Genomic DNA, 15584 nt, shown 5'->3' on the forward strand with positions numbered 1-15584 from the left:
GCCGGGCCGACCTCGCTCGCGGCGTCGATCAGTATCTGGACTCGCGGCTTGCCGGGCGGAGCACGCTCCAGGTGCTTGTGGGCATTCTCGATCATGACGATAGCGGCGTCGATCATGGCGCCAACGGCGATGGCGATACCGCCGAGGCTCATGATGTTGGAGCCGAGCCCGATCGCCTTCATGGCGCCGAACGCCATCAGGATGCCGACTGGCAGCATCAGGATGGCGACCAGCGCGCTGCGCAGGTGAAGAAGGAACACGACGCAGACCAGGGCGACGATGACGCTTTCCTCGGCCAGCGTGTGCTTCAACGTCTCGATCGCCGCTTCGATAAGATGCGAGCGGTCGTAGACCGGCACGATCTCGGCGCCCCCAGGAAGGCTGCCGGCGATGTCGCTCAAACGCTGCTTGACGTTCTCGATCACGGTCAGGGCATTGGCCCCGAACCTCTGCAGGACGATGCCGCTGGCGACCTCGCCTTCTCCATTGAGTTCGGTGATGCCGCGCCGTTCGTCGGGACCGATCTCGACCTTGGCGACGTCCTTGAGGCGCAGAGGCACGCCCTGGTCCGTTTTCAGGACGATGTCTTCGATATCGGCAGTCGACTTGATGTAGCCGCGGCCGCGCACCATGAACTCGAATTCGGAAAGCTCCAGCGTGCGTCCGCCGACATCCCGGTTGCTGGCGCGCACGGCGTCACGGACCATCGACAGCGAGACGCCCTGGGCGCGCAGCCGCAACGGATCGACGACGATGTTGTATTGCTTGACGAAACCGCCGACGCTCGCGACCTCGGCGACCCCCTCCGCCTTGGAGGCAGCGTATCGCACCACCCAGTCCTGCAGCGACCGCAGTTCGGCGAGGGTCATGTCTTTTGCGACGACGGCGTACTGGTAAACCCAACCGACGCCAGTCGCATCGGGGCCGAGACCCGGCGTGACGCCAGCCGGCAGGCGCTGCGCGGCGGCGTTGAGATATTCGAGCACGCGCGACCGTGCCCAATAGGGATCCGTACCGTCTTCGAAGATGACATAGACGAAGGACACGCCGAAGAAGGAGAACCCGCGCACAACCTTGGACTTCGGCACGGTCAGCATTGCCGTGGTCAGGGGATAGGTGACCTGGTCCTCGACCACCTGCGGCGCCTGGCCGGGATATTCGGTGTAGACGATGACCTGGACGTCCGAGAGGTCCGGAATGGCGTCGAGCGGAAGCGTCTTCAGCGCGTAGGCTCCGGCGGCCACCGCGAAGGCCGTGGCGACGAAGATGAGGACGAGATTGCGTGCGGACCACGCGATGAGCCGGGCGATCATGGCGCAGTCTCCGGGTTCGTCATGCCGCTCAGCGCAGCCTTCAGATTACTCTCGGCGTCGATCAGGAAGTTCGCCGCGACCACGACCCGGTCGCCAGCGGCAACGCCATTGCGGATTTCGGTCAAGCCGCCGCCCTGAAGGCCGATCTTGACCTCTCGCGGCTCGAACCGGCCTTCGCCCTTGTCCAGAATCACGATCTGCCGCGTGCCAGTGTCGATCACCGCGCTGTCGGGGACAGCGACGACCGGGGCATTGCTGCCGCTGCCGATCTCGACATCGGCATACATGTCCGGCAGCAACAGACCATCCGGATTGGGGATCTCGATCCGCACCTTGGTCGTGCGCGTTTCCCTGGTGACCTGCGGATAGATCAGGGCGACATGGCCGCTGAAGCTCTGGCCAGGCAGACTTCGCACCCGGATCGTGGCGACGGCGCCGACCTTCACGGCTGCCAGCTGATATTCGGGTACGTCGGCGAGGATCCAGACGGTCGAGACATCGGCGAGGCGGAAGAGCACATCACCGGGCGACGCCTTCATGCCTTCGACCACATTGCGCTCGAGGATGACGCCATCGCGCGGCGCGGTCCAGGTGATGGAAGTCAGAACCTGGCGGGTGCGGTCGATTGCGGCGATCACGTCGGGTGGGAGCGCAAGATTCTCGAGGCGCTGGCGAGCCCCGGCGGAGGCACGGCCACTTCCGTTCAGATCGGTAAGGTATTGGGCGCTCGCCGCGGCGATCTCGGCCGAATACAGTCGCATCAGCGGCTCGCCTTTTTTGACCCGATCACCGGTAGTAACGTCCGCTACCTTGTCGATGAAGGCATCGGAGCGCGTCGCGACCACGGTGATGCGCCGTTCATCAAGCTGCACGGTGCCGGGAGCTCGCACCGGACGAACTATCACCTGCTCGGCGGCGATCTCTGACCTAACGCCGGTGCGCTGCAGTTTGCCTGTCGCGACCTTGACGGTCGAACCGTCTTCATCCTCGCCCGCATACACGGGGATGTAATCCATCCCCATCGAATCCTTCTTCGGCGCCGGCGAGGTGTCCGGAAGGCCCATCGGATTGCGGTAGTACAAGACCCGCTTCGGTTCGCCGTTCGCGGGAGTCGCGGCAACGGTCGCAGCGGCGGCCGGCGGCTTGTCCTCGAAGCTCAGTTCCTCCCCCGCCGACACGGGCAGGAAGTCCCGCCCATCGGCGGTCTTCTTCGGAGCTGCCGCATAGGCCGGGGAGCCGTCGGGATCGCGGTAATAGATCACGGGTCCGGTGAGCGCAGGGTTGGCGCTCGCCGGGGGCGTCGCACTGCCTTCGAGCCAGGCGACAGCTTGCAGCCAGGGAGTGGCAGGCAGCGTAAGATCGCGGTGCCCCACCCAATAGCCTCCGACCCCCGCCGCCAAAATGGCGGCGAGGGTGAGGACAGTACGGCCTCCGCGACTCATGGGATGGCCTTGAATTCGAGCTTGTTTTCGAGAGAGCCGGTTTCGCCCTGCACCTTGGCGCCGAGCGACAGGCGCCAGCCACCTGGCATCATCAGATTGGCCTTGAACCGATAGATGCCGGGCTCCGTCGAGGGCAACGACTCGATTGGCGCCGTCATCATCTCCATACCGTCCGGCGCCATGTCGACGCGCTTGGCAAAAATCACCGCGTCGGGCACCACCTTGCCGGAGCGCTTGTCGACGAGGCGGACCGCGACAATCGCGGCATCGCCTTTCTTGATCGCGTTTTGAACGAGTTGAAACTCATAGTCGTCGATCCCAGCCCAGGCCTTCGAATTGGCACCACCGAGAGCAAGCCCGATCAGCGCCGCTGCTGCGACGTGCTTCACACTGCAAAAGTTCATTGTCAGATTTTCCCAAAGTTCATCATTTGGCCGCGCGGAGATGCACGGCAGGTTCGTGGCCAGGCTCACGCCAAAACCACGGTCTCTCGCCGCGAGGCGTTCAGCCGCGCGGCGACAAACGGCCCCGATGAGCCGTTGATGAATTCAGGTTCGTGGAGGTCTTGGAGGCGGCGGGTTAGGCAGGAGATCCCGTCCGACGCTATTGCCAGGCGCGATCACGTTAGCCGCAGACAGCCGGGTCAGCATGATTGCTGCGGTCGTCGACGCGCTCGGAAAGCACTTGGCGACACACAGGGTCGCGAGGGGACAGGACTTCTGGCAATCGGGCAAAGGCTGCTGCCTCTGGTCCGAAGGGCACGGCATGCCGTCCGACATGGATGCCATATCCGCCATTGTCGCCGTAGGGCCGACAACCATCATCATCGCAGCGGACGGTGTCACCATCGGCACGGTCAGAAGGCTCACGACGGCTAGAATCGAAAGCAGCCGGGGGAATGCGGTCCAGAATTTCACACAGGCTCTATGGCATATGGTGCAGTGCAAGAAAAGGTCCTCAAACGCTCACGTTTCCGTCAGGTGATGGCCAGCCGCCTGGGACTTGCGCCGCCAGCACGGCCTAGCTGCCGGACGTTGCTGAGGGCGGCCGACCCTTACGCGCTACCCTTCCAGCGCAACAGTCGCATGGCGTTGGCCGTCACCAGGACAGTCGCGCCGGTATCGGCAAGGATAGCGGGCCACAGGCCGGTGATTCCGACCACGGTCGTCACCAGGAATACCGCCTTCAGCCCGAGCGCGAGGGTTATGTTCTGCTTGATGTTGCCCATGGTGGCTTGAGAAAGCCTGATCATCGCCGCGACATCCCCGACACGGCCATGCAGCATCGCCGCGTCGGCGGTTTCCAGGGCGACATCGGTGCCTCCACCCATCGCGATGCCGATATCGGCTACCGCAAGGGCCGGCGCATCGTTGATGCCGTCACCGACCTTGGCGACAGTCAGCCCCTGCCCTTTCAGTTCGCCGACGATACGCTGTTTGTCTTCTGGCATCAGCTCCGCACGCACCTCAATGTCAAACTGCTTGCCGATCGCCGCAGCCGTGCGCTTGTTGTCACCGGTCAGCATGATAATCCTGATACCAGCATCGGTCAGCGCCTTGAGACCGGCCTGCGCGTCCGGCCGAGGCTCGTCGCGCATGGCGATGAAACCGGCCAGCGCATCGTTGACCAGCAGGATCGACACCGACTTGCCTTCGTCGTTCAATGCGGCGATTCTTGCCACCTGGTCAGCCGGCAGCAGGCCCCTATCGCTAGCAGCGCTCGGCGAGCCCAGAAACACGCTCTTGCCGCCGACGCGACCGACGACGCCCTTGCCGCCAAGCGCCTTGGCCTCCGATGCCGGCGGCACCGGCACACGATCGGCCTTTGCTCTTTGCAGGATAGCAAGGGCCAACGGATGGCTCGACCCGGTTTCCAGCGCCGCGGCCAGCGACATCACCTCCCTTTCGCTGACTCCAATCGCCACGACGTCGGTCACCTGGGGCTTGCCTTCGGTCAGCGTGCCGGTCTTGTCGAGCGCCACGGCGGTGATCTTTCCGAGTCCTTCCAGCACCGCGCCGCCTTTCATGAGCAGGCCCCGTCTTGCTCCGGCCGAAAGCGAGGCCGCGATTGCCGCTGGTACTGAAATGACCAGCGCGCAGGGACAACCAATCAGCAGCAGGGCCAGCCCCTTGTAGATCCATTCGCTCCAACCGCCGCCGAGGAACAGCGGTGGAACGACGGCCACCAAGACCGCGATGGCGACCACGACGGGCATATACCAGCGTGAGAACCGGTCGATGAAGCGCTCGGTCGGCGCCTTGCTTTCCTGCGCTTCCTCGACCAACTTGACCACCCGCGCGATCGTATTGTCGGCGGCAGCGGCCGTCACCTTCACCCGCAGCAGGCCGTCGCCATTGATGGTGCCGGCGAAGACCGTATCGCCTACGCCCTTGCGAACCGGGATGCTTTCGCCCGAAACTGGCGATTCATCGATGGCGCTGCCGCCCTCGCCAATCTCGCCATCAGCCGGGATACGGTCGCCCGGGCGAACCAGGATCATCGCGCCAACGGCTAGACTTTCGGCCGGCACCTCGCGAGTAGAGTCGTTTTCTTCGAGCAGGGCGGTCTTGGGGACCAGCGCGGTGAGCGCCTGGATGCTCGACCGCGCCTTGCCGGCGGCCACGCCCTCCAGCAACTCGCCGACGAGGAACAGGAAGACCACCGTCGCCGCTTCCTCGCCAGCGCCGATGATGACTGCGCCGACCGCCGCCACGGTCATCAGCATTTCGATTGAAAACGGACTGCCGGCGAGCGCGGCCATCACCGCCCTGCGAGAGATAGGCACCAGGCCGATCAGCATGGCAGCTATGAAAATCCAGACACCGGTGGCCGGCAATGCATAGTGGACCGCAAATGCGGCTGCCAACGCAGCGCCGCTGGCGATGGTCAGGCGACCCTTGGTGCTCTCCCACCACGGTCCCGCGGCCGGCGCGTGATCGTGACCATGCAGACCTTCCAGTCCCTCGTCCTGGTCCTGATGGTCCGCGCTGGTATGTTCATGATTGTCCTTTTTGCCCCTGAGCCGAGCCACGCCATAGCCAAGGCCAGCGACTTTCTTTTCGATCGCGGCAAGATCGCTTTCGAGAGCGTGATGTACCGTCATTGTGCCGGCGGCGACCGATACGTTCACATCCTCGACCCCGGGCATCCGCCGTACAGCGGTATCGATCTTGCTGGCGCAACTGGCGCAATCCATGCCTTCAACACGGTAACGGGTCTGGGTGCCAATTGAGATCAACTTCGCTACTCCTTGAACTATGGAAGGCACGCTACAATCTCTAGCGACTAGAGGAGCAAGCGAAAAATGAATCTCATTCGACAGCGCAATGTGGCCTCAAGGACCATGTCGATCGGCGAAGCCGCCGATCGCAGCAGTGTGAAGGTTCCGACGATCCGCTATTACGAACAGATAGGCCTGTTGCCACTGCCTCCACGCACCGAGGGCAACCGGCGTCTCTATGGTGAGGAGGATCTGCGCCGGCTGTCCTTCATCCGCCATGCTCGGGAGTTGGGATTCGAAATCGAAGCCATCAGGACGCTGCTAACCTTGCAGGACGATCCCGGCCAGCCTTGCGCCACCGCTGACGCCATCGCCCAGGCACGGCTGGTCGAAGTGGACCAGCGGATACGCAGCCTCACCGCCCTGAAAGCCGAGCTCGAGCATATGGTCGAGGGCTGCAGGCACGGGAAGGTCTGCGAATGCCGGGTTATCGAGGTGCTGGCGGATCACGATCAATGCGAACAACCCCGCCACTGATAGGTTGGTGCGATCCGCATGATGATACAACTCACATCCACACTTGCCTGTCCCCATTGCGGATATCGGGCCTCCGAAACGATGCCTGCTGACGCCTGCCAGTTTTTCTACGAGTGCAAGGGTTGCGGGACACTGCTTCGGCCGAAGGCGGGAGACTGTTGCGTTTTCTGCTCGTACGGAGATGTGCCGTGTCCGCCGGTCCAGGCGGCACGTGCGGGAGCACGGCCGGCGTCCTGCGGCGGCGAGGATTGTCAGGGTTGACGAGTTCGCGCCAAGCCATGCCGAGCGGTCGTGATGTCGCAACAGCTGGCGATCACGGGCTTGGGACTTGCAAAAGCCGCGCTTTGCGGTCAGCCTAAAGGGATGGTGGCCCGGCTTTCGCCAAAACATCTGCTCGTCATGCTGCTCGCGGTCTTTCTGACCGCCGGGTTCAGCCTGCCCGCCGCTCAAGCCAGCGCCATGTCTGCAACGATGACAATGACGGCCGACGACGGCATGGCGATGCCCGACATTGCAGGCATGGGCAAGATGGCCGATGTCGGCATGAAGGGCGACTGCAAGGCCTGCCTCAAGGACTTCGGTGACAACGGCAATCCGATACACTGTTCGCCGACCTGCATCGCGCCCGTGCTTGCGGTGCTGCCGCAGGGCCTTGCCATGACGACAGCTCCCCGCTTGCGGCAGCCGTCAGCGCTGCCCACACCGTTCCGGTACGGGCGAAGTTCCCTGCCCGACCCATACCCTCCCAGACCCAGCGCCTGACGCCGATTCAGCCGTCTTACGGCTGATTCCCGGCGCCTGATCGCCTGCGCGCGCAAGAAGCGCCGCGGGCACGCATGGCAATCCAGTCGATGTCGGCATGCCCGCCATCGATCGAGATCGCAAAGGGCTAGAAGGGTGAACTACGATTTCCACTATTGCATATCCCGCCGCGGGTTTCTCGCGGCAGTGGCGGGCGCTGCCGTGTCCGCTTCGCTGCGTCCCGCGCGCGCCTCGGCCGTGGACCAACGCCAGATCAAGGTTGCGCCGGGCCAGGCGCTGTTCAACGGCGTCGACGGCCAATCTACCGCTGTCTGGACCTACAACGGCACCGTCCCCGGGCCGACGCTGCGGCTGCGGCAGGGTGAGCCCGTCCGCATCACCATCGAGAACGGGTTGGACGAGGACACAACGGTCCACTGGCACGGCATTCGCTTGCCGAACGCGATGGACGGCGTGCCCGGCCTGACCCAACCGCCCATCAAGCCGGGAACGAGCTTCGTCTACGAGTTCACGCCGCCAGATGCGGGCACCTTCTGGTACCACCCGCATGCCGACAGCCTGGTGCAACTCGGCCGCGGGCTTGCCGGCCCGCTCATCATCGAGGAGGCCGAGCCCGTCGCCGTCGACCGCGACCTGCTCTGGCTGTTGCAAGATTGGCGACTCGCCGCCGACGGCCAGATCGCCGGCGGCTTCGGCAGCGGCATGGATGCGTCGATGTCGGGCCGAGTCGGCAACCTCGTCACCATCAACGGCACTGCGCCGGGCGATCAGAATGTGAGGGCCGGCGAGCGCGTCAGGTTGCGGCTCGCCAATGCCTCGCTGGCCCGCATGATGGCGCTTCGCTTCGAAGGCCACCGGCCGGTCGTCGTCGCGGTCGACGGCCAGCCCTGCGACCCACATCAGCCGGAGGGCGGCCGCCTGGTGCTGGCGCCAGCCATGCGCATCGATATCGTGCTCGACATGCTGGGTGACCCCGGCAGCCGTCACGCGGTGATAGACGACTTCTATGACGGCCTTGCCTATACGCTCACCAATCTCGCCTATGACAAAACGGCGCCGTTGCGCGCACATCCTCTTGATGCGCCTGTCGGCCTGCCGCGCAATCCGCTACCCGCGCCGGACCTCGCGAACGCCGTGCACCAGGAGATCGTGTTGCAGGGCGGCATGATGGGCGGCGGCAAGCTGAAGGGCGTCGGCGGCATGATGGGCATGGGAATGCCCGGCATGAACGGGGGTGCCGCCTGGGCGATCAACGGCATGTCGATGACCGGCGACGGCCACGCCGGCATGGCACCGCAGTTCACGCTCGAACGGAGCGCCACGTGCCACCTCACGATGCGCAACGAGACCGCCTGGTGGCACCCGATGCACATCCACGGCTTTGGCATGCTGGTGCTGTCGCTCAACGGCGCGCCCGTGCCACACCGGCAATGGCAGGACACCGTGCTGCTGGCCCCCAAGGATGTGATCGAATGCGCCTTCGTCGCCGACAATCCCGGCGACTGGATGCTGCACTGCCATGTCGCCGACCATCAGATGGCCGGCCTGATGACCGTGTTCCGCGTCAAATGAACTTGAACCGCTTACCCAAAGGAGACTGAAATGAAACTGACCTATCGCCTCGCCGCCATCGCCGTCCTTGTCGCAACGCCGCTGCCCGCATTCGCGGCGACGATCCAGGCGGTGATGTACAAGAACCCCAGTTGCAGCTGCTGCGAGACCTACGCGGCCTATCTTGAGCAGAACGGCTTCAAGGTCGACATCAAGCCGACCAACGATCTGTCTCAGGTCAGCGCCGGTCTCGGCGTTCCGGCCAATCTCGAAGGCTGCCATTCCGTCGTCGTCGGTGGCTACGTGGTCGACGGCTTCGTGCCGGTCGATCTGATCAAGAGGATGCTCGCCGAGCACCCCGCCATTACCGGCATCGCCATGGCCGGCATGCCGATGGGCTCGCCGGGAATGGGCGGGCAGAAAACCGAGAGCTGGAAGATTTACGCGTTCACCAAGGATGGCAAGGCACCGACCATCTACGCGACGGAATAACAGCCCGAATTCCTGCAACCAATGGAGATTTCAATGAACCTGACCTACCGCCTCGCCGCCCTTTCGTTGCTGGTCGCGACGCCGATGCCCGCGTTTGCTGCAACGATCAACGCGGTGATGTACAAAAATCCGCAATGCAGCTGCTGTGAATCCTACGCCAACTACCTGGAGCACAATGGATTTAAGGTCGACATCAAGCCGGTCAACAACCTCTCGCAGATCAGCAGCGATGCCGGTGTGCCCGCCGACCTCGAGGGCTGCCACACGCTGATGGTCGACGGCTACATCGTCGACGGCCTGGTGCCGGTCGATATCGTCAAGAAGCTGTTGACCGAACGCCCTGCAATCACCGGCATCACGCTTGCCGGCATGCCGGCGGGCGCGCCCGGAATGGGCGGCGAAAAAGACGGAACCTGGACGATCTATGCCTTCACCAAGGACGGCAAGGCGCCCACGGTCTACGCGACAGAGTGAAAGGGCACGGCGATGTTGGCCGACATGCCAGAATGCCCGGCCAGGACGTGGCTCGCCATGATGTTCCTGTCAGCCGCCGGCATGCTCTTCCTGTTGCTTCTGGTGCTCACCATCGCGGCGCTGGCGAGATACGTGCTGACGGGCCACGGAATCACGATCGGACGAGGGGATCATGACCAGCGGTGACATCATCCGATCCGATGCGGGAGCGCCGGTCATCCGGCGCGCCACAGGGCGACGGCTTGCGGTCTTCATGCCGGCGGCAATTTTCGCCGGCATGGCCATCCTGCTCGGCTGGGGGCTCACGCGCAACGCGTCCGATATTCCGTCGGCACTGATCGGCAAGCCGGTGCCCGAATTCAGCCTGCCGCCGGTCCAGGGCCGCACGCTCGGTTTGTCGAGTGGTGACCTCCGGGGCGAGGTCTCGCTGGTCAACGTGTTCGCGTCCTGGTGCCTGGCCTGCCGCGAGGAGCATCCCGTGTTCATGCAATTAGCGGCAAGCGGGACGGTACCGCTGCATGGTCTCAACTACAAAGACCGGCCCCATGACGCCGAGCGATGGCTCGACACGATGGGTGATCCCTATACGCGCTCCGGCGCCGACCTGAGCGGCCGCGTCGCCATCGACTGGGGCGTCTATGGCGTGCCGGAAACCTTCGTAGTGAGCGCCGACGGCCGCATCGCCTACAAGCACATCGGCGCGGTGACGCAAGAGGCGCTTCAGAAGACGATCCTGCCGCTGGTCGAGCGGCTGCGGGCCGAGGCGAAGGAGCAGCAGCCATGAAGATGCTTGCTCTCGCCCTCCTCGGCGCGTTGCTCGCCGTGGCGCAACCCGCAGCGGCAACAGAGGCGCCGCAGAATCTTGCCGTTCTCGACACACCCGCAACGGTGCCAGAGATCAGCTTCATGGACGGCGCCGGCCAACCGAAAACGCTTGCCGACTATTCCGGCAAGGTCGTGCTGCTCAACATCTGGGCGACATGGTGCGCGCCCTGCCGCAAGGAAATGCCGACGCTCGATCGGCTGCAGGCCAAACTCGGCGGGCCGGATTTCGAGGTCGTCGCGCTGTCGATGGATCGGAAGGGGCCGGACGTCGTGAAGAAATTCTACGCCGAGATCGGCGTCACAAACCTTGCGCTTAACATCGACACATCGGCCAAGGCCATGTTCGCGCTCGACGCGGTGGGCCTGCCGATGACGTTGGTGATCGACCGCAAAGGCAAGGAAATCGGCCGGCTCATCGGCCCGGCCGAGTGGGACGCTCACGACATGATCAACTTCATCCGCGGCCGTATCGCCGCCAACTGAGAAAGGAAATGACATGACGACGACAGAATTGACCCAGGCCCGGCAGGCTTCACCGGGCCGCAACTTCCAATCCACTCTCCGCTCCACTCTCGGCGGGCGGCGCGGCCTGATCGCCGCCGGTGCGGCCGTTGTTGTCGCCGGCCTTGCCTTCAAGTGGTCGTGGCTGGTCGCCGCCGGTATCGCGCCGGTGCTGCTTGGCGTCCTGCCTTGCGTGGCCATGTGCGCGCTTGGCCTGTGCATGAACCGGATGATGGGTGGATCGCAATCAGCGACCCGCAGCACGGACCAAGAGACGGGCCCGCTCCAGCTTGCAGCTCCATCCGATGAACCGGGAGCCGCGAATCCCCCCGCTTCCGCCTCGTTCGGACCAGTTCGTACGGCCGATAAAGGCTGCTGCCAAAGGGCTCGGTGAAGGAGAACCACCATGGGTACGCAAACACCGGTCCTGCTGACGGCACCGGATCCGACCCGGATACACGAGCTAAAATGATCCCGGACGCTCCCAACGATGGCCAGGCGACCGAGCTTCGTCATCTGAAACATGCTCAAAGGCTGGTGCTTGGCCTGTCGCTCGCTCTGGCGATGATTCTTGCAGCGGCCCTATCCTATGAACTCTACCTGACATTTTCGAGCCAGGACGTAGCCGGTGCCGAGTTTGAAGCGAATGCGATAAGGTCTGCAGAAAGGTTGCAGTTATTATTCCGGGATCGCCCCGCCGACCTGCCGGACATCCAGTTCGTCGACGGCGACGGCCGCGCCCTTTCGCTACGTGATTTTCGTTGCCGTCCCGTGCTCCTCAACATCTGGGCGACCTGGTGCGTACCCTGCCGCAAGGAAATGCCGTCTCTCGACCGCTTGCAGGCGAAGTTCGATCCGTCACGGTTTCTTGTGCTGACGCTGTCGATCGACAATCGGGGCATTCCTGTCGTCAGGCAGTTCTACCAGGAGCTTGGGCTGAAATCGCTCGGCATCTATGCCGATCAATCGGGCGCTGCCCTGGGTCTCATCGGCGCCCCGGGCCTGCCAACGACCGTGCTTCTCAACGAACAGGGCCAGGAGATCGGGAGGAGGATCGGCCCAGCCGAATGGGACAGTCCGGCCAGCATGGATCTGCTTCGCAAACACATGCGCCTGTCAGCCGATGGGAGCGCGAAATGATCCGCCGCATCAAATGGATCTTCGCGCTTTTCGCTCTTTTGGTCGCCTTCGATATCGCCGCGCTGGCCACGCTGATGATCGTCCGGCCGCCTCCGGAGGCTGCGAAATCCTGGAAGGGCGTGTCGACCGGTACTCCGGATATAGGCGGCCCTTTCACCCTGACGGCGACGGACGGCAGGACTGTAACCGACCAGACCTATCGCGGAAAATGGCTCGCCATCTTTTTCGGCTACACATCTTGCCCCGACGCCTGCCCGACAGCCCTCAGCAACATGAGCGTGGCACTTGGGACGCTTGGGAAAGATGCAGGGAAAATCCAGCCGCTGTTCATCACCGTCGATCCCGACCGCGACACGAACCAGGTGATGTCGGCCTTCCTCGAGTCCTTCGACCACCGCATTGTCGGGCTCTCGGGCACGCGGGCACAAATCGATGCCACGGCCAAAGCCTACCGTGCGTTTTATCAGCTGCACAAAGAGCAGGGCGACAACTACGTCGTCGACCACAGCGCATATTTCTATCTCATGGACCCGGACGGCAAATTTGCGGACGTGGTCGAGGGCACCGCGCCCGGCGAACAGATGGCCGACAAGATAGGCAAGCTGATCGCCGATCGTCCAACTTAGGAGTGAAGCAGTGAGAACCATTTACGCAGCTCTTGTGCTCGCCCTTGGCCTGCTCTGCGTCGGGAGCGCTGGTGCCGAGCCGAACCAGATCGTGGTCGAAAAGGCATGGGCACGGGCGACGCCCAAGATGGCGGTGACGGGAGGCGCCTATCTTACCGTCACAAATCGCGGACCAGGTGAAGATCGACTGCTGAATGTGACGAGTCCAGTTGCCGAAAAAATTCAGGTTCACGCCATGGCGATTGATAACGGTGTGGCCAAGATGACCCAACTTTCGGCTGTCGATCTGCACCCCGGCATCCCGGTCGTCTTCAAGACTGGCAGCATCCACATGATGTTGCTTGGGCTGAAGCACCAACTCAAGGAGGGCGAGACCGTATCGCTCACCCTGACGTTCGAAAAAGCCGATGCAATCGAAGTGGATGCCCGGGTGCTGGGGATCGGTGCGACGGGCGATGCCGGCAGTCAAGCCGGCAACGGCAACTGAAATGTCCGGCTCGGTTCAGGCAGGTCTGCAACCGGTCTCGATGCGGGGCCCCTGGGGCCTGATCATCGCGGTGCTCTTGCTGGCTGTTGCCGTCACCTCAGTCGTTTGGCTGCATCGGCGCCAGGGCCCAATGGTGGGGGGGCCGTTCCAACTGGTCAATGCCGCGACCGGGCGTGAAGTCTCGGATCGGTACTTCCGCGGCAAGTGGCTGCTGATCTTCTTCGGTTACACCCATTGTCCGGATGTCTGCCCGACAACACTCAGCAGCATCGCCGAGGCGATGAGCCAACTCGGGACGCTCGCCAAAGGTGTCCAGCCGCTCTTCATCTCGGTCGACCCGGAGCGCGACACCATGCCGGTGCTCGTCGACTACACCAACGCCTTTGATCCTCGGATACTGGGTTTGTCCGGCAGCACGGACCAGATCGCGAGTGCGGCGAAAGCCTATCGCATTTATTACGCGAAGCGCGTGATTGGCGACGACTACTTTATGGACCACACAGCAACCATCCATGTCGTCCGCCCGGATGGGTCTTACTCGTCGTCCCTCCTTTCAACCGCTGGCCCGTTGGACATTGCAAAACGTCTGCGAACACTGCTCGGCGGAACCTAGGAATATCGGACATGCACCAATCTTCTTACAGGGAGGAACACATATGATCGCACATCGATATCGCAGGCTGGCACGCACTCTCCTGCTTGCCGCCCTGGCAGGATGGTTCCTGCTCAATCCAGGCTTTCAGGGTTCACAGCGATCGGCGCTGGCCGCTGGCGAAATGTCCCAGGACCAGTTCGACCAGAAGATACACGACTATATCCTGGCGCATCCCGAGGTTCTCATGCAGGCACTGCAAAGCCTGGACCAGCGTCAGCGTGAAGCAGAGGCGGCCCAGGCAAAGCAGGTGCTGGCGTCGCGCGCCGACGACATCTTCCGCGACAAGCAAAGCCCCGTCGGCGGCAACGCGCAGGGCGACGTCACCCTGGTCGAATTCTTCGACTACAATTGCCCCTATTGCCGGCAGATGGCGCCGATCATGGAACAGGCCGCAGCCGACGATCCGCAGCTCAAAATCGTCTACAAGGAATTTCCCATTCTCGGTCCGGATTCCCTGTTCGCGGCCAAGGCGGCGCTGGCGGCGCAACTTCAAGGCAGGTATGGCGCTTTTCACAAGGCGCTAATCGGTGCACGGACCAGGGTGACCGAGGCGGCCGTACTCAGGATCGCCGGCGAGGCCGGGCTCGACGTCGAGCGCATGAAGACCGACATGCAGCAGCCCGACATCCAGACATTGATCGACCGCAACACGGAGCTGGCCCAGGCGCTGAGGATCACCGGTACGCCGGGCTTCGTCGTCGGCGATCAGATTTTTCCGGGTGCTACCGATCTTGAGACGATGAAGAAACTGATCCGGCAGGCAAGGGCTGCCAAATGACACGACGGTCGAGGCGCTGAGCGATGCCCGCGATATCCAACATCAGCGTTCTTGCCGCCTTTGCGGCGGGCATCGTCTCGTTTCTTTCGCCGTGCGTGCTACCGCTGGTGCCGGGCTACGTTTCGTATGTGGCCGGCAGGACGCCAATGAACGGTCCGCCCGATCGCACAACCGTAGCTCGCTTGTCGACCGTCGGTCTGAGCCTGTGTTTCGTGCTCGGATTTTCGACCGTCTTCATCGTGCTGGGGGCGAGCGCCACAGCGTTGGGGCGGTTGCTGCTGAGCTACCGTGTCGAACTTAACCTTATCGGCGGTGCCATCGTCATCCTGTTCGGCGTCTTCTTGATCGGGCTCGTCCGCCCGGGTTGGATGATGCGCGAAGCGCGGATTCACGCCGACATCCCCGGCGGCAAGGCGGCATCTGCCTACCTCCTCGGCGTTGCCTTCGCCTTCGGCTGGACACCCTGCATTGGCCCGATCCTCGGCGCCATTCTAACCGTCGGCGCAGCAACGGCGACGGTCGCCGAGGGTGCGGCACTGCTCACCATCTACTCGCTCGGCCTGGGCGTCCCGTTCCTGCTTACCGCCTTGTTCACCGACCACCTGACCAGGCGGCTGAAGGCGATGCGCCAAGCGGGCCGGGTACTGCAGCCCGCCGCGGGCGCGATCATGATCGCCATGGGGCTCGCCATGATCACCGGGCAGATGTCGACATTCTCGTTCTGGCTACTCGAACAGTTCCCAATATTCACGCGCATCGGCTGAAGGCCGGGAAAGGGATT

At 63.4% G+C, this 15584-nt stretch carries 20 protein-coding genes; 16 read left to right on the forward strand and 4 right to left on the reverse strand.

Going from position 1 to position 15584, the window contains the following annotated elements; translation table 11 throughout:
- The 4 genes from FCU66_RS13025 to FCU66_RS13045 form a co-directional block, all read right to left on the reverse strand.
- Positions 1-1313 (reverse strand): efflux RND transporter permease subunit (locus FCU66_RS13025; protein ID WP_136616201.1); only part of this gene is annotated, 1313 nt, incomplete at its 3' end.
- Positions 1310-2755, reverse strand: coding sequence for an efflux RND transporter periplasmic adaptor subunit (locus tag FCU66_RS13030; protein ID WP_136616202.1), 1446 nt, complete (start codon positions 2753-2755; stop codon positions 1310-1312). The genes FCU66_RS13025 and FCU66_RS13030, both read right to left, overlap by 4 nt.
- The gene (locus tag FCU66_RS13035; RefSeq protein ID WP_136616203.1) at positions 2752-3159 is read right to left on the reverse strand and encodes a FixH family protein; all 408 of its coding nucleotides are present in this window, start codon (positions 3157-3159) and stop codon (positions 2752-2754) included. The genes FCU66_RS13030 and FCU66_RS13035 overlap by 4 nt, the downstream gene beginning before the upstream one ends.
- A 650-nt stretch (positions 3160-3809) precedes the next feature.
- A complete protein-coding gene (locus FCU66_RS13045) occupies positions 3810-5951 on the reverse strand; it encodes a heavy metal translocating P-type ATPase (RefSeq protein WP_425462853.1) in 2142 nt (713 codons plus the stop codon).
- 108 nt (positions 5952-6059) lie between these two features.
- Here FCU66_RS13045 and FCU66_RS13050 point away from each other — a divergent pair, with 108 nt between their 5' ends.
- The 16 genes from FCU66_RS13050 (at position 6060) to FCU66_RS13120 (ending at position 15567) form a co-directional block, all read left to right on the forward strand.
- Complete coding sequence (locus FCU66_RS13050) at positions 6060-6512, forward strand: MerR family transcriptional regulator (protein WP_136616205.1); 453 nt, start codon at positions 6060-6062, stop codon at positions 6510-6512.
- A gap of 24 nt (positions 6513-6536) precedes the next feature.
- The gene (locus FCU66_RS41915) at positions 6537-6773 is read left to right on the forward strand and encodes a GDCCVxC domain-containing (seleno)protein (RefSeq protein WP_136616280.1); all 237 of its coding nucleotides are present in this window, start codon (positions 6537-6539) and stop codon (positions 6771-6773) included.
- A gap of 33 nt (positions 6774-6806) precedes the next feature.
- On the forward strand, positions 6807-7274 hold the full coding sequence (locus FCU66_RS13060; protein WP_246093881.1) for a hypothetical protein: 468 nt from the start codon (positions 6807-6809) through the stop codon (positions 7272-7274).
- A 135-nt stretch (positions 7275-7409) separates the two neighbouring features.
- Positions 7410-8846 carry a multicopper oxidase family protein gene (locus FCU66_RS13065; RefSeq protein ID WP_136616206.1) on the forward strand — a complete coding sequence of 479 codons (1437 nt, stop codon included), beginning with the start codon at positions 7410-7412 and terminating at the stop codon, positions 8844-8846.
- 30 nt (positions 8847-8876) lie between these two features.
- Positions 8877-9317: a DUF411 domain-containing protein gene (locus tag FCU66_RS13070; protein ID WP_136616207.1), complete on the forward strand. Its 441-nt coding sequence runs from the start codon at positions 8877-8879 to the stop codon at positions 9315-9317.
- Between the two features lie 33 nt (positions 9318-9350).
- Positions 9351-9791, forward strand: a complete 441-nt coding sequence (locus tag FCU66_RS13075) for a DUF411 domain-containing protein (RefSeq protein ID WP_136616208.1) — start codon at positions 9351-9353, stop codon at positions 9789-9791.
- Between the two features lie 12 nt (positions 9792-9803).
- A complete protein-coding gene (locus FCU66_RS41100) occupies positions 9804-9977 on the forward strand; it encodes a hypothetical protein (RefSeq protein WP_168991726.1) in 174 nt (57 codons plus the stop codon).
- A complete protein-coding gene (locus FCU66_RS13080; protein ID WP_136616209.1) occupies positions 9964-10575 on the forward strand; it encodes a DsbE family thiol:disulfide interchange protein in 612 nt (203 codons plus the stop codon). Before FCU66_RS41100 ends, FCU66_RS13080 begins: the two co-directional genes overlap by 14 nt.
- On the forward strand, positions 10572-11099 hold the full coding sequence (locus FCU66_RS13085) for a TlpA disulfide reductase family protein (protein ID WP_136616210.1): 528 nt from the start codon (positions 10572-10574) through the stop codon (positions 11097-11099). Before FCU66_RS13080 ends, FCU66_RS13085 begins: the two co-directional genes overlap by 4 nt.
- Positions 11100-11112: 13 nt before the next feature.
- Entirely contained in the window at positions 11113-11511 is a 399-nt protein-coding gene (locus FCU66_RS41920; protein ID WP_246093882.1) for a hypothetical protein, read from the forward strand.
- On the forward strand, positions 11508-12257 hold the full coding sequence (locus tag FCU66_RS13095; RefSeq protein WP_136616211.1) for a TlpA family protein disulfide reductase: 750 nt from the start codon (positions 11508-11510) through the stop codon (positions 12255-12257). The genes FCU66_RS41920 and FCU66_RS13095 overlap by 4 nt, the downstream gene beginning before the upstream one ends.
- Positions 12254-12883, forward strand: coding sequence for an SCO family protein (locus FCU66_RS13100; RefSeq protein WP_246093883.1), 630 nt, complete (start codon positions 12254-12256; stop codon positions 12881-12883). Before FCU66_RS13095 ends, FCU66_RS13100 begins: the two co-directional genes overlap by 4 nt.
- Before the next feature lie 10 nt (positions 12884-12893).
- Entirely contained in the window at positions 12894-13370 is a 477-nt protein-coding gene (locus FCU66_RS13105) for a copper chaperone PCu(A)C (RefSeq protein WP_136616212.1), read from the forward strand.
- A complete protein-coding gene (locus FCU66_RS13110) occupies positions 13339-13983 on the forward strand; it encodes an SCO family protein (RefSeq protein ID WP_168991727.1) in 645 nt (214 codons plus the stop codon). Before FCU66_RS13105 ends, FCU66_RS13110 begins: the two co-directional genes overlap by 32 nt.
- Before the next feature lie 43 nt (positions 13984-14026).
- Positions 14027-14803: a DsbA family protein gene (locus tag FCU66_RS13115; RefSeq protein WP_136616214.1), complete on the forward strand. Its 777-nt coding sequence runs from the start codon at positions 14027-14029 to the stop codon at positions 14801-14803.
- A 23-nt stretch (positions 14804-14826) separates the two neighbouring features.
- On the forward strand, positions 14827-15567 hold the full coding sequence (locus FCU66_RS13120; protein WP_136616215.1) for a cytochrome c biogenesis CcdA family protein: 741 nt from the start codon (positions 14827-14829) through the stop codon (positions 15565-15567).
- Positions 15568-15584 lie beyond the last annotated feature (17 nt).

Source organism: Mesorhizobium norvegicum (genome assembly GCF_004919685.1).
GTDB classification, from domain to species: Bacteria; Pseudomonadota; Alphaproteobacteria; order Rhizobiales; family Rhizobiaceae; genus Mesorhizobium; species Mesorhizobium norvegicum.

Excerpts from the sequence above, each read along its gene's own strand:
- FCU66_RS13110 (WP_168991727.1), top strand. The coding sequence starts at position 13,339 with ATGCCGGCAGTCAAGCCGGCAACGGCAACTGAAATGTCCGGCTCGGTT.
- FCU66_RS13050 (WP_136616205.1), top strand. The coding sequence starts at position 6,060 with ATGAATCTCATTCGACAGCGCAATGTGGCCTCAAGGACCATGTCGATC.
- FCU66_RS13030 (WP_136616202.1), bottom strand. The coding sequence starts at position 2,755 with ATGAGTCGCGGAGGCCGTACTGTCCTCACCCTCGCCGCCATTTTGGCG.
- FCU66_RS13120 (WP_136616215.1), top strand. The coding sequence starts at position 14,827 with ATGCCCGCGATATCCAACATCAGCGTTCTTGCCGCCTTTGCGGCGGGC.
- FCU66_RS13085 (WP_136616210.1), top strand. The coding sequence starts at position 10,572 with ATGAAGATGCTTGCTCTCGCCCTCCTCGGCGCGTTGCTCGCCGTGGCG.
- FCU66_RS41920 (WP_246093882.1), top strand. The coding sequence starts at position 11,113 with ATGACGACGACAGAATTGACCCAGGCCCGGCAGGCTTCACCGGGCCGC.
- FCU66_RS13035 (WP_136616203.1), bottom strand. The coding sequence starts at position 3,159 with ATGAACTTTTGCAGTGTGAAGCACGTCGCAGCAGCGGCGCTGATCGGG.
- FCU66_RS13045 (WP_425462853.1), bottom strand. The coding sequence starts at position 5,951 with ATGGATTGCGCCAGTTGCGCCAGCAAGATCGATACCGCTGTACGGCGG.
- FCU66_RS13075 (WP_136616208.1), top strand. The coding sequence starts at position 9,351 with ATGAACCTGACCTACCGCCTCGCCGCCCTTTCGTTGCTGGTCGCGACG.
- FCU66_RS13060 (WP_246093881.1), top strand. The coding sequence starts at position 6,807 with ATGTCGCAACAGCTGGCGATCACGGGCTTGGGACTTGCAAAAGCCGCG.
- FCU66_RS13070 (WP_136616207.1), top strand. The coding sequence starts at position 8,877 with ATGAAACTGACCTATCGCCTCGCCGCCATCGCCGTCCTTGTCGCAACG.
- FCU66_RS13115 (WP_136616214.1), top strand. The coding sequence starts at position 14,027 with ATGATCGCACATCGATATCGCAGGCTGGCACGCACTCTCCTGCTTGCC.
- FCU66_RS13100 (WP_246093883.1), top strand. The coding sequence starts at position 12,254 with ATGATCCGCCGCATCAAATGGATCTTCGCGCTTTTCGCTCTTTTGGTC.
- FCU66_RS41100 (WP_168991726.1), top strand. The coding sequence starts at position 9,804 with ATGTTGGCCGACATGCCAGAATGCCCGGCCAGGACGTGGCTCGCCATG.
- FCU66_RS13080 (WP_136616209.1), top strand. The coding sequence starts at position 9,964 with ATGACCAGCGGTGACATCATCCGATCCGATGCGGGAGCGCCGGTCATC.